The 13,335-nt window shown below is 65.0% G+C and carries 9 protein-coding genes; 2 read left to right on the top strand and 7 right to left on the bottom strand.

Translation table 11 applies throughout. The features are described 5' to 3' along the window. Positions 1–122 precede the first annotated feature (122 nt). From D3I60_RS16930 to D3I60_RS16920, 3 genes are all read right to left on the bottom strand, one after another. On the bottom strand, positions 123–2,258 hold the full coding sequence (locus D3I60_RS16930; RefSeq protein ID WP_262777827.1) for an iron ABC transporter permease: 2,136 nt from the start codon (positions 2,256–2,258) through the stop codon (positions 123–125). Positions 2,259–2,261: 3 nt separating this feature from the next. Further along, positions 2,262–3,305, bottom strand: coding sequence for an ABC transporter substrate-binding protein (locus D3I60_RS16925; protein WP_262777825.1), 1,044 nt, complete (start codon positions 3,303–3,305; stop codon positions 2,262–2,264). An 85-nt stretch (positions 3,306–3,390) separates the two neighbouring features. Beyond that, on the bottom strand, positions 3,391–4,215 hold the full coding sequence (locus D3I60_RS16920) for an ABC transporter ATP-binding protein (RefSeq protein WP_262777823.1): 825 nt from the start codon (positions 4,213–4,215) through the stop codon (positions 3,391–3,393). Between the two features lie 122 nt (positions 4,216–4,337). Between D3I60_RS16920 and D3I60_RS16915 the strand changes: the two genes are divergently transcribed. Together D3I60_RS16915 and D3I60_RS16910 are read left to right on the top strand one after the other, a co-directional pair. Beyond that, positions 4,338–5,471 (top strand): metallophosphoesterase family protein, encoded by a 1,134-nt coding sequence (locus tag D3I60_RS16915; protein ID WP_262777822.1) that lies wholly within the window; start codon positions 4,338–4,340, stop codon positions 5,469–5,471. Continuing rightward, positions 5,468–8,071, top strand: a complete 2,604-nt coding sequence (locus D3I60_RS16910; protein WP_262777820.1) for an AAA family ATPase — start codon at positions 5,468–5,470, stop codon at positions 8,069–8,071. Before D3I60_RS16915 ends, D3I60_RS16910 begins: the two co-directional genes overlap by 4 nt. 229 nt (positions 8,072–8,300) lie before the next feature. On the opposite strand, the gene D3I60_RS16905 is transcribed toward D3I60_RS16910, so the two are convergent. From D3I60_RS16905 to D3I60_RS16890, 4 genes are all read right to left on the bottom strand, one after another. After that, complete coding sequence (locus D3I60_RS16905; protein ID WP_262777819.1) at positions 8,301–10,019, bottom strand: class I adenylate-forming enzyme family protein; 1,719 nt, start codon at positions 10,017–10,019, stop codon at positions 8,301–8,303. 85 nt (positions 10,020–10,104) lie between these two features. Then, positions 10,105–11,310, bottom strand: a complete 1,206-nt coding sequence (locus D3I60_RS16900; protein WP_262777817.1) for an acyl-CoA dehydrogenase family protein — start codon at positions 11,308–11,310, stop codon at positions 10,105–10,107. An 83-nt stretch (positions 11,311–11,393) separates the two neighbouring features. Further along, the gene (locus D3I60_RS16895; RefSeq protein ID WP_262777815.1) at positions 11,394–12,188 is read right to left on the bottom strand and encodes an SDR family oxidoreductase; all 795 of its coding nucleotides are present in this window, start codon (positions 12,186–12,188) and stop codon (positions 11,394–11,396) included. Then, on the bottom strand, positions 12,185–13,207 hold the full coding sequence (locus D3I60_RS16890) for a phosphotransferase family protein (protein ID WP_262777813.1): 1,023 nt from the start codon (positions 13,205–13,207) through the stop codon (positions 12,185–12,187). Before D3I60_RS16890 ends, D3I60_RS16895 begins: the two co-directional genes overlap by 4 nt. Positions 13,208–13,335 lie beyond the last annotated feature (128 nt).

Genomic DNA, 13,335 nt, shown 5'->3' with positions numbered 1-13,335 from the left:
TGATTCGGCGGCGGCCTTTCCTCTGCTGATCGTTACTCGGATCGGGTGGTGAGTGCACATCGAAGTGCAAGGCAACCGGGCAGGCGAGGAACAGCGCGGGACAATGCGAGTCTCACGCAAAGTCAGGCTCGGGTGCGTGCCAGCAGGTAGACGAAATACGGGGCGCCGATGAGGGCGACGATGAGACCGGCCGGGATCTGCGCCGGAGCGATGACAGTGCGCCCCACGGCGTCGGCGACGACGAGGCCCACGGCTCCGAGCAGCATCGCCGCGGGCACGACCCGGATATGACGGGCGCCGACCAGAGCGCGCGCAGCGTGCGGGGCGACGAGACCGATGAATCCGACGACGCCGACAGCCGACACACTCACCGCCGCGAGAACGGCCGCCATGATGAGCACCGCCAGGCGCATCGGTTCACGCGGAACCCCGACCAGCCGTGGGGTGTCATCATCGAGGGCGAGCAGGTCGAGCTCGCGCGTCCACACGAACGCCAACGGTACGGCGACGAGCAGGGCGAGGGCGACCGGTGCGATATCTGCCCACGCCCTTCCGTACGTCGATCCGGACAGCCACGTGAAGAGGGCAGGCGTGTCCCAGGGGTTCGCACGGACGAGGAACAGTGTGGTCAGCGCGGTGAAACCGAACCACAGCCCGATGCCGATGAGGACGAGACGATCGGTATTCATTCCGCCCCGCCACGAGAGCCCGTAGACGATGGCGAAGGCGACCAGGGCCCCCACGATGCCGACCCCGGAGACGAGACCGACGCCGGCGCCGGGGATGAGGGTGACGACGATGACGGCGCCCAACCCGGCCCCACCGGTGATGCCGAGCAGGCCGGGTTCGGCCAGGGGGTTGCGCGCGCTGGCTTGGACAAGGGTGCCGGAGAGTCCCAGCGCGGCACCGGCGGCCAGGGCAGCGGTGACCCTGGGCGCCCGTGAGTCGAAGGCGAAGTCGATGACGGGTGCCGCCCGGTCCTGGAACCACAGCAGCACATCGCCGAGGAGGTAGAACCGTTCCCCGGTGAGCAGACCGGTCACGGCGACGAGGATGAGGACCACGACGCCGATGCCGATGACGAAGCCGGCCCGTCGCGGACCGACCACGGTCGAGTTCGCCGTCGAGGTGGCCGCGGCCGGTGAGGCCGTGCGCATCGATCGCGCCAGAAGAACGAGGACGATCGCCCCGAGCACAGTCGTCGTCACTCCCGACGGGAGGGTGATCGCCTCGGAGGCACCGACGATGGCGCGCAGGAGGGCATCGGCGACGATGACGATGATCGCGCCGATGAGACCGGCGGCGGGAAAGAGCACGGCATGACGGCCGAGGTTCGGTACGACGCGGGCAAGGAGTCGGGCGATGACCGGGGCACAGAGGCCGACGAAGCCGATCGGACCGGCCAGGGTCACCGCAGTGGCGGTGAGCATGACAGCGAGGAGGATCCCGATGGCCCGCGTCGACCTGACCGGAACCCCGAGCACCGAGGCGGCGTCGTCGCCGAGACCGAGCAGGTCCAGACGCCTCGACAGCAGGATCGCACCGCCGGCGATGACGGCGATGACGGGAATGCTGCGCATGGCCGCGGTCCCGTCGAGCTGATTGAGAGTGCCCGAACCCCAGGAGAAGAGACTCGTCGTCTCTTCGGCGAAGAGGATGAGCAGAGTCGACGTCGCCGCCTGCATCGCCATCGCCGTGGCCGTGCCCGCCAGTACGAGCCGAGTTGTCGAGGCTCCTGCGCCTCCGGCCAGGCCGAGGACCAGGGCTGCGGCAAGCAGGCCGCCGAGGAAGGCGACCCCTCCCGAGGCCCAGATCGGAATCGCAATGCCGAAGGCAGTGACCACGGTGACGGCGAAGTACGCACCGCCGGTGACCGCCAATGTGTCCGGCGATGCCAAGGGGTTGCGCGCCAGCGATTGGAACAGGGCGCCGGCCACACCCAAGGCGAGGCCGACGAGGATGCCCGCCCCCACGCGCGGCAGCCGGGACCCCAGCATGATGTCACGAGCACTGGGGCCATCCTCGGCGGGGGAGAGCGTGCCTGTCACGGCCGTGAACAGTTCCCTGATGCCGATGCCCGAGGTTCCCTGCGTGATATGCCAGGCGGAGGCGATGACGAGGACGGCAACGAGGCCGAGCAGAGCGGCGGCGGTCGACAGGGCACCGCCAACTCCGCGGCCGCGGACCGGAACCATGGTCGGTTCCGGTGCCGCAGCCGTCTGCTGGGAGGTGTTCGGGCGGGTCAGGGGAGAGGCCACGGTCTACTTGGTCAGTGCGTCGACGTAGGCGTCGAGGGCCTGCTCGGACGACTTGGGTCCGCCGAAGGTCCAAATGCCTGCGGGGAAGGCCGTGGTGCGGTCGTCCTTCACTGCGGGGATGTTCGCCCAGATGTCGTTCTTCTTCAGCAGCTCCACATAGTCCTCGGACTCAGGGTCTTCGGTCCCGGTGTAGAAGAAGTTCGCGTCACCGATCTTCGAGATGCCTTCGATATCGGTCTGGCCGAGACCGTACGCGGGGTCGACCTCACCGGTCCACGCGTTCTTCAGGCCCAGCTCCTCGCCGAGTTCGCCGATGAGCGAACCCTGGCCGAAGGGACGCAGCGCCACATTCGAACCGTTGACCCAGCCGTCGAAGTAGACGAATTCGGTGGTGGCCGGGTCCGCCTCGGCGATGGCCTTCTTCGATTCTTCGAGCTTCGCATCGAAATCGCCGAGGACGGTGTCGGCGCGCTCGGTGCGACCGGTCGCCTCGGCGACGGTGGTGAACGTGTCCTTCATGTACTTGACGGGGTCCTTGCCGTCGGCGCCGGCCATCGCCATCACGGGGATTCCCTGCTTCTCGAGCTGACCGACGATCTTGTCCTTGCGGTTCGTCGTTTCGATGATGACGAGATCCGGATCGGCCGACAGGATCGATTCGACGTTGGGTTCCTGGCGAGTGCCGACGTCGGTGGTGGAGTCGGGCAGCTTCTCTGCCGTGTCCCAGGTGGTGAAGCCCTTCGCATCGGCGACGGCGGCGGGATCGACGCAGAGGGAGAGAAGATCCTCGGTGTACTGCCATTCGAGGGAGACGACCTTCGCCGCCGGCTTGTCCAGTTCGATCTCGTGGCCGGTGTCGTCGGTGACGGTGACCGGATCCGCCGAGGTGGTGCTCGAGTCGTCCGCACACGATGCGGATGTCTGTCCCTTCGCATCTGCAGGTGCGTCGGTATCGGTGGTGCCGCACCCGGTCAGGGTTAGTGCACAGACCGCCGTTGCCGATGCGAAGGCGGCGAACGAGGTGCGCGACAGAGGTGTTCTGGTCATGGTGTTCTTTCTGTGAACCGATCGGCGATCGGAGATGAGGTGGTGCGATTTCTGGGTGTGACTGTCAAAATGTGCGGTGGTGCGCTCAGAGGGCTGCGGCCGGGCGACGAGCCCGTCGGTGGAGGGCTTCGACCCGGACCAGGCCGGTGTCGGCATCGATCCGTGTCGAGATGGGCAGCCCGTAGACCTCGCTCAGCGTCTCGGCGGTGAAGACCTCTTCGCAGGTGCCGACCGAGCGGATGCTGCCCTGTTCGAGAAGGACCACCTGATCGGCGACGGTGGCGGCATGTTCGAGGTCATGGAGGACGACGCCGACGGCGATGGAGTGGTCATCGGCGAGTTCGCGCATGAGGTCGAGGATCTCCGCCTGGTAGCGCAGGTCGAGATGATTCGTCGGTTCGTCGAGCAGCAGGACTCCGGTGTCCTGGGCCAGACAGGTCGCTAACCAGACGCGTTGGAGTTCGCCGCCGGAGAGCTGATCGACCGGACGGTCGGCCATCACCATGGTGCCGGTGAGGGAGAGTGCGCGATCGACAGCAGCGCGATCGACGTCGGTGAGCCCGGCGAAGCGCTTACGGTGCGGGTGGCGGCCGAAGGTGACGATCTCACGGACGCTGAGGCCCGACGGGTGCGGGCGCGACTGGGACAGCAGGGTGACGAACCGGGCGAACTCTCTGGCCGTCAGAGTGCTCGATGGAGTGTCTGCGTCAGCCTCGGTGATGACGACATCGCCCGAGGCGATCGGGTGCAGCCGGGCCAGTGAGCGCAGGACGGTGGACTTTCCCGATCCATTGGGTCCAAGCAGGGCGGTGACCCGTCCGGGGACGATCGTCAGGCTCACGTCATGGACGACCTCGGTGCGGTCGTAGCCCAGATTGAGGCCGGTGGCAGTCAGTGCAATAGCGTTCACAAATGATTAGCCTAACCTAAGTCGGCGTTTGAGGGTATGTGTGTGGTGCAGAACACCCGCGTCAGTGCCTGCCGATAGTGTGGGCCTGCGACCATAGGATGGGAGCGATTGAGGAGGAGCAGATGAGATTCATCGCCACGGGGGACTGGCAGATCGGCATGACCGCGCACTACCTCAGCGACGAGGCCCGGCCCAGGTTCCACCGTGCCCGCCTCGACGCCGTTGCCCGCATCGGAGCGCTCGCCGCCGAGACACGCGCGGAGTTCGTCCTCGTCTGCGGAGACGTGTTCGAGACCAACCAGCTCGACCGCGCGATCATCGCCCGGACTTTCGAAGTCCTCAACGCATTCACCGTGCCGGTCGTGCTGCTTCCCGGCAACCACGATCCCTTGGACGCCGCATCGATCTATGACTCCCCGGCCTTCTCCTCACGGGTGCCCTCGCATGTGCATGTCCTGCGCGGCAGCGACCCGTTCACCGTCGTACCCGGGGTCGAGATCATCGGCGCCCCCTGGTCTTCCAAACATCCTCAAGGGGATCTCGTCGCCGCAGCGACGAAAGACCTCGCCGAGGTGTCTGCCGGTGATATCCGGATCATCGCCGGCCACGGAGCCGTGAGCGTCCTCGACCCGGATCGGGAATCGCTGGCCACCATCGACACCGACCATCTGCAGGCACTGCTGAGGGAGGACCGTGCCCAGTTCGTCGTGCTCGGCGACCGGCATGCGACCTTCGAGGTCGCCGACCGCATCTGGTATCCGGGGGCACCGGAAGTGACCTCTCGGCGGGAGACCGATCCGGGCAACTTGCTCCTCGTCGACATCGATGCCGACACCCACCGTGCCGAGGTCGAGAAGGTCCGCGTCGGCACATGGGCATTCACCGTCATCGAAGCCGACCTCAACTCCGCCGAGGATGTCGCCGATTTCGAAGAGCGGATGAGTGCCATTCCCGACAAGGACCGCACGGCGGTGTGGCTGATCCTGCGCGGCACCTTGCCGACGGCGGCGAAGACCCGACTCGACGAACTGCTCGACCACTTCTCCGACCTGTTCGCGCTCGTCTCACTCTGGGAGCGTCACATGGATCTGGCCGTCGTCGCTGCGGACGACGACTTCGCCGATCTCGGACTGAGCGGATACCTGGAGGAGACCCTCGACGAACTCTCCGCCCGTGCCACAGCAGACGACGACTCAGCAGTCACGGCTCAAGACGCACTCGGTCTGCTCTATCGATTCGCCAGGAGCGGCTCATGAGACTCCATTCCATCCGCCTCATCGACTACCGCGCCATCAGCGACGCCACCGTCGACTTCAGCTCCGGGGTGACGATCGTCGAAGGCCCGAACGAGGTCGGGAAGTCCTCGATCCATCAGGCCATCACGCAGCTGCGCGAGGACAAGGACAGCTCCCGCAAGGCCAGCGTCAAAGACACCCAACCGGTCGGTTCCGACGTCGGTCCGCAGGTCGAACTGCACCTGAGCACCGGGGACTACGAGCTCCGATACAGCAAACGCTGGATCAAACAGCCCTTCACCGAGCTGAGCATTCTCAAGCCCGTCCCCGAACAGCTCAGCGGCAGTGAAGCACATGAGCGGTTCTTGGCGATCCTCGACGAAACCGTCGATGTCGACCTGCTCGACGCTCTCGACGTCGCACAGGGCCGAAGCCTCGACCAGGCTTCCCTGGCCGAGATCAAGGCACTGCACGGTGCTCTGGGCGAGGCCGGGGATGAACCGGCTGATCACGATGCCTTCCTCGACAGAGTCGAAACCGAATACCTGAGGTTCTTCACGGCAAAGGGCAAGGAGACGGGTGAGCTGCGCAGACTCACCGAAGAACTCCCCGGTGCCGAAGAGCAGCATCGTGAACTGAAGGCTCGCAGCGCCGATATGGACGGGCTCGTCGACCGGCATGCTCGAGCAACCGAGCGGCTGACGAATGGGCGTGCTCAGCTGGAATTGGCCGTGACCGAACGCGAAGACGCCGAACAGGCCGTGCGGTCCGTGTCCGGGCTCAAGACCGAACTCGATCGAGCTCTTGAACGCGCGGGCGTTGCACAGAGGGAACGTCAGCGCGCCGAGGAGGCGCGAGACCGACGCCGGGCACTCATCACCGAGGTCGCCGCGGCCGAAGAGTCGGTGAAGACTGCCGACGATGCGCTCGAGAAGGTCACGACCGCACAGCAGGAAGAGGACGCGTGTCTCGCCGCGGCGCAGAAGAGCCTCGAAGCCAAACAGACCGCACTCCTCAGCGCTCAGGACGAAGCGAAGACCGCTGCCGCCGATCTCGCTCGGGCCCGCGCACGCAGAGAGGTCGACACTCTGCGGAAGAGGCTGGCCGACATCCGCGACCAGGAACGCAGAGCAGCCGAGGCGAAAGCGACGATCGGTTCGATCACCGTGACCGCGAAAGACGTGGAGAAACTCGGAGGACTGTTCACCGAGCTGCGCATTGCACAGAACGCGAAGACTGCGGCCGCCGCACAGATCGTCGCCCGCCGCCTCGGCGATACCGCCGTGAGCATCGACGGATCCGATGTGGCCAAGGGGTCCGCCGAGGAATTCGCTGTCACCTCGGACCTGCAGATCCTCGTCGACTCCGTCGTTGACATCACCGTGCGTCCGGGACAGTCACCGACCGAACTCGACCGGGCCCTCGACTCCGCGCAGACCCTTCTCGACGCGGAACTCGACCGTCTCGGCGTGACCACCCTTGCACAGGCACGCGAACGCAGCGAGGTGCGCACCGATGCCGAGGCCGTGCTGGCTGAAGCCTCATCGACTCTGCGGGTGCTCATCGGCGACGACGACCGGGACGAGCTCGACGCCGCGCTCACCCGAGCCGAACACTTGGCGGAGGACCCGGCCGATACGAGCGGAACCGCCGCATCGATCGACGACCTCGAAGCACTGGTCGAATCGACGTCAGCAGCCGTTGACGATGCGAACGCGCAGGTCGAGACGGCCAGGACCGCGATCGAACGTATTCGCACTGACCGGGATGAGGCACGTGTGGCAGCCGTGCGTGCACAGTCGACGCGCGAACAAGCGGCGACGACGCTGCAGAACCTCAGCACCCGCCTGAGCACGGACAGGGAAGCGAACTCCGATGAGTCCCTCGACGAAGCACTGACCGCTGCCACGGCGACACTGACCCAGCTGGAAGACGAAGCCGCTGCCGCACGCTCCGCCTACGAGGCCGCCGACCCCGAGACTCTTGAGATGCGACTGCAGAACGCTCTCCAGCTCGTCGACAGCAAACAGAAGCAGCAGGAGAAGGACCGGCAGGAGGTCGATCAACTCTCGGCTCTCATCGATGATCGTGCGGCCGAGGGCATCTACGACAAGCTCAAAGCTGCAGAGCAGAACGTGGAGTCCATCCGGTCGAAGCAGGCTCGCATGCAGCGGCAGGCAAATGCGATCCGGCTGCTGCGCGACACCGTGCTCGCACACAAGGAAGAGGCTCAGCGGAGGTACGTCGCCCCGTTCAAGGAGGCGATCGAGAAGCTGGGTAGGGTGATCTTCGGGCAGGGACTGTCGGTGGAGATCTCCGAGAACCTCGAAATCGTCTCCCGCACGCTCGACGGACGCACCGTGGCCTTCGACGCGCTCTCGGGTGGGACGAAGGAACAGCTGGCGCTCATCGGCCGACTCGCCGTCGCCACTCTCCTCGATGCGGAAGCCGGAGCACCGGTCATCCTCGACGATGCCTTCGGCTTCTCCGATGAGCAGCGCCTGGCCGCCCTCAACGTCATCCTCGGCAATGTCGGCCGCACGGCTCAGGTCATCCTGCTCACCTGTCAGCCCGACCGCTTCGCTTCCATCGGCGGCGCCGAAACCGTCAGCCTGAGCTGAATCACAGCGTCCCGCCTCGGCAAACTGCCGGTGATCCGGGCGCGCAGACCACAATTCGTCCCCTGCATCTGTTTCGATCCAGATGCAGGGGACGCGATGAGAACGGGCAGTGCACCTAATGTGGGAGCACCTGCGCCGAACGTGATGCGATGAGCAGGCCAGGCTCCATTGCGGAGGCGCCGCCGGCAGAATTCCTCGGCGAGAAGCCGAAGGAGCATGGATGCTGCCTTCAGTCGGCGGGAGTGGCCGCCCGCTTCGCCGCTTGGGCGGCTTCGACGGCATCGGCGCGGATGGTCCGTCGCAGAATCTTACCGGAACTCGTCTTCGGCAGCTGATCGATGAACGTCACTTGGTGCGGAGCCTTATAGGAAGCGAGCTTCTGCCGGCAGAATGACATGATCTCCTCAGCGGTCGCCTCGGCGCCGGGCTGCAGGGTGACGAAAGCCGACACATCCTCGCCGCGGTAGTCATCGGGGATGCCCACGACAGCTGCCTCCTGGACGGCCGGGTGCATGTAGAGCACATCCTCCACTTCACGCGGCCAGACCTTGAAGCCGGAGGCATTGATCATGTCCTTCTTCCGGTCGACGATGAACAGCCACCCATCTTCATTCATGAACCCGACATCGCCGGTGTGCAGCTCGCCGTTCGGGATCTGCTCGGCGGTGGCCTGCGGGTTGTTGAGGTAGCTGGAGACCACCTGCGGTCCGGAGATCGCAACCTCTCCGACCTCCCCGGGGCCTACGGGCTGACCGTCGTCATTGAGGATGCGGATCATCACATCAGGCTGCGGCAGACCGCAGGCGAGGTTCCCGCTGTCCGGGTCGACCGGGGCCTGGAATCCATGCGGCACGGTGGCGACCTGAGCGCAGGTCTCCGACAGGCCGTAGCCCTGACCGACATAGATCTCGGCACGCTCTTCGAACTTGTTGACCAGTCCTTCTGGCAGTGGTGCGCCGCCGGACATGAGGGACTTGAAGGATGCGAACTTCTCGGCGCTGAAGTCGGGGTGCGCCATCATCGCCGTATATATCGTGGCAGGGCCGGCCATGTACGCAGGCTTCTCCCGATCACACAGAGCGATGAGCGAACCGGGCTCGAAACGATAGTTGAGGATGAGCCGGGCACCACCGGCCACGGCCGCAAGGAACTGACAGATGAATCCGGTGATGTGGAACAGGGGAGCCAGTGAGACATAGCCGTCGCCAGGGCCCAGGACCGGGTTGCGCAGGCAGTAACGCGAGTTACTCGAGATATTCGCATGAGTCGCCGCCGCTCCCTTCGACCGTCCCGAGGTGCCGGAGGTGTAGGCGATGAGACCGAGGTCCGAAGGAGCAGGGGAGTGCGGGGTGAAATCGGTATCGAGGTTGCCCTCCACAGCCTCTGCGAATGCAAAACGTCCTTCGGCCTGCGGCAGGTCCTCGAAGCGCGGCAGCTTGTCGAACATCGCATAGATCGCATCAGGGCCATCCGTCTGGAAGCTCCGGTCATCATTGAGCACAACCAGCGGCAGGTCCGACGTATAGTCCTTGACCCGGTCGAGATAGGCTGCCTGAGAGACGATGAGCCCCTTGACTTCGGAATCGGCGAAGATGTGCTCGAGCTCGCCGCGGTACATGGGGTTGAGGGGGACGACGGTGCCTCCGGCCTTCCAGATCCCATAGGTGGAGATCACGAACGCGGGGGTGTTCTGATCATAGATGCCGATACGGTCGCCGGGCTTGATCCCGTGGGCCGAGAGGAAGGCAGCGAAAGCTGTCGACCACCGGTCGAACTCCGCCCAGGTCAGGGTGAATCCGTAGTAGCTGATGCCCTCCTCGTCGCCACGGGCGTCGACCGTGTCAGCCAGATCGGCCAAGGGCGTGGAATCCGGCAGCACATAGGGCTCCTGAGCGAGATCGCCCAAGGTGGTGATCCATGGGCGATCCTCAAACCAATTGTTCGTCATTGAACGTCCTTTCGCAGGCTGTACCGGGCCCGTGCACACTGGTGCGGGCCCGGTGGGGTCTCACTGTATCGCGGAAGAGCCGACCTCAGGCGCGGTATTTCCTGATCTCATTGCGGGCGATGGAGCGCTTGTGCACTTCATCCGGTCCATCGGCCAGGCGCAGGGTGCGCATATGCGCCCACATCCGGGCCAGTGGGAAGTCCTCGGTGACTCCGCCGCCGCCGTGGACCTGAACCGCCCGATCGATGACCTTCAGCGCCATCGTGGGTGCGACGACCTTGATCTCAGCGATCTCGTTCTTCGCCACCTTGTTGCCGTACTTGTCCATCATGTCCGCGGCGTGCAGGGTCAGCAGCCGCGCCTGATCGATTTCGATCCGGGACTCGGCGATCCAGTCCTGGATGTTCGCCCGATTCGACAGCTTCTCACCGAATGTCACGCGAGATTCTGCGCGCTTGACCATGAGTTCGAGCGCCCGCTCGGCGGCTCCGATGGCACGCATGCAGTGGTGGATGCGGCCCGGGCCCAGGCGCGCCTGACTGATGGCGAAGCCTTCGCCCTCACCCTTGAGAATGTCCTTGAACGGCACGAGCACGTTCTCGAAGACGATCTCGGCATGGCCCTCCCGGTCGGCGTAGCCGTACACGGGCAGGTTGCGCACGACGGTGACTCCGGCGGCATCGATCGGCACGACGAGCATCGACTGCTGGCGGTGCACCGCGGCGGTGGGATCGGTCTTGCCCATGACGATGAGCACTCGGCAGTTCGGATGCATCGCGTTCGACGCAAACCACTTGCGGCCGTTGAGCACGAATCCGTCGTCGGTGCGCTCCATGCTCATCTCGACGTTCGTCGCATCGGAGCTGGCCACGGCCGGCTCCGTCATCGCAAACGCCGAAGCGATCTCACCCTCAAGCAGGGGCCCCAGGTACTTCTCCTTGTGCTCATCCGTGCCGAAGACCGTGAAGACCTCCATATTGCCGGTGTCCGGCGCATTGCAGTTGATCGCTTCCGGGGCGATCTCCAGGCTGCGCCCGGTTATCTCGGCCAATGGAGCGTAATCGAGGTTCGTCAGCCCGGGCCCCCATTCCGGGTGCGGGTGGAAGAGGTTCCACAGTCCCTGCTTCTTCGCTTCGGCTTTGAGGTCTTCGAGGATCTGCGGCTGCGTGTGGGGACTGGCCGCCGCGGCCATCTGCTCGGCATAGACCGGTTCGGCCGGGTAGACGAATTCGTCCATGAAGGCGTTCAGACGCTCCTGATACTCGCGTCCGCGTTCGCTGATTTCCAACACGTGGGCTCCTTGCTTCTCGGTGGGTCTCACACTGCTGTGAGGTCTGGTCTCAGGCGAGTCTGACTCGCTGGTGAGGCTCGGTGTCACAGTTCGCTGAGTCGGGATTGGTATCGGGACATTCCGCGCAGCCAGCGGTCGTAGTCGCTGCCCTTCATCCGGTACATCTCGAGCACTTCGGGATGCGGCAGGATGAGGAACTGCTCGTTCTCGACAGCGTCGAGGACGATGGCGGCCACCTCGGCGGGCTCCAGGACGGTCCCGGCTGAGGTCACGGCCTTCTGGGCGGCGCCACCGGCGGATCCGGCGTCGTCGAGCAGATTCGTGTTCACTCCCATCGGGCAGACCACCGAGGCGCGGATGCCGTCGTCGCGATAGGTCATAGCCAACCATTCCGCGAATCCGACCGACGCATGCTTGGTCACCGAATACGCGGCCGAGCCGATCTGCGTGAGCAGCCCTGCCGCCGAAGCGGTGGCGACGAAATACCCGGAACCGGCCTCCTGCCAGCGGGGGACGAGTGCCTGCGCGGCGCGGACATGGGCGCGCATGTTGACGTCGATGATCATGTCCCAGTCCGCGTCGGATTCTCCGAGCATCGCCGGACCGATGATTCCGGCATTGGCGAAGTACAGATCGATCCCGCCGAGGCGGTCGTCGGCAGATTCGATGAGCGCACCGATTCCTTCGACCGATGACACGTCCCCTGCCCACGCGAATGCCGAGGTGCCGAGTAAGGCGGCGGTGTCGCCGACAGTGGGGGAGAGGTCCGCGAGGACGACTGACGCACCGCGTTCGATGAGCTCGGCGGCCAAAGCGGCGCCGATTCCTCCGGCGGCCCCGGTGACCACTGCACGTTTGCCGGCCAGGGGCGAGGTCATGATCTCTCCAACAGGTCGAGGGCTTGGCGAGCGAGGTCTTCGACTCCGGCTCCGGCCTCTTCCGGGTCGAGATCGAGGTCGCCCATCTTTCCTGTCGCCAGTCGCGTGTAGACGCCTTCACGGATGCAGGCCAGTTTCCACATCGCGAAGGCCGAGTAGTAGCTGACATCGTGGACTTCGTGACCGCTGACTTCCTGGTAGCGGTCGATGAGTTCGTCTGTGGAAGGGAATCCGTCATCGGTTCGGGGCACCCAGATGCTGGTGTACTGCTCGGGCACCGTGAGCATGGCGACGAAATAGCCGAGGTCGGTGAGCACCTCGCCGATGGCGGTCAGCTCCCAGTCGACGACTGCATTGACCGACCCCGAGGGGGCGAAGATCATATTGTTCGGTTTGAAGTCCCCGTGCGCGATTCCCACAGGCGATCCCGCAGGGTCGGGCATGGCCTCGCGGAGGACATCGTGGACCTCATGGATGATCGGAGTCTCGCGCATCGCGATCTTCTCGACCTGCCCGATCCAACGGCGCAGCTGTCGGTCGATGAGTCCGCCGGGTCGACGCAGATCGGACAATCCGACAGCATCGACGTCGACGGAATGGATCGCCGCCAGCGCGTCGACCATGCCGAATGCACAGTCGCGGCGGTTCGCAGGTGGGATGGACTCCCACTCAGTGGGAGTGTTGATCGGGAATCCCGGGCAGTGGTCCATGAATACGAAGGGCACGTCGAGGACCTCGGGGTCGTCGACGATGTCGAGGACGGTCGGCACCGGAACGTCACTGTCATTGAGCGCTGCCATGATCCTGCCCTCACGGGCGACGTTGTGAGCGCTGCCGCCCTCGTGGCCCAGGGGCGGGCGGCGCAGGACCCAGCGTGGGCTGCCGTCGACGAGGATGGTGAACGTCAGATTCGACCGACCGACCGACATCACTTCGACATCGAAATCGCTGATCCCGAATCTCCGCTCGATCCATATGCCGATGCTGTCCGCATCGAACCCTGCCGGTGATTGTGTCATCCTTGACCTTCCCGAGTGAACAGTCGTTCAGTAGAGTTCACAGTATTCATCCCGAGCAGGTCAGTCAAGCCGCAAGAGTGATCACGGTCATAGCCGCTCGGTGTGATAGAGGTGAGAAGACCGCCGAC

Source organism: Brevibacterium permense (assembly GCF_025506275.1).
Classification (GTDB): domain Bacteria; phylum Actinomycetota; class Actinomycetes; order Actinomycetales; family Brevibacteriaceae; genus Brevibacterium; species Brevibacterium permense_A.
This window is presented reverse-complemented; position numbering and strand designations above follow the sequence as displayed.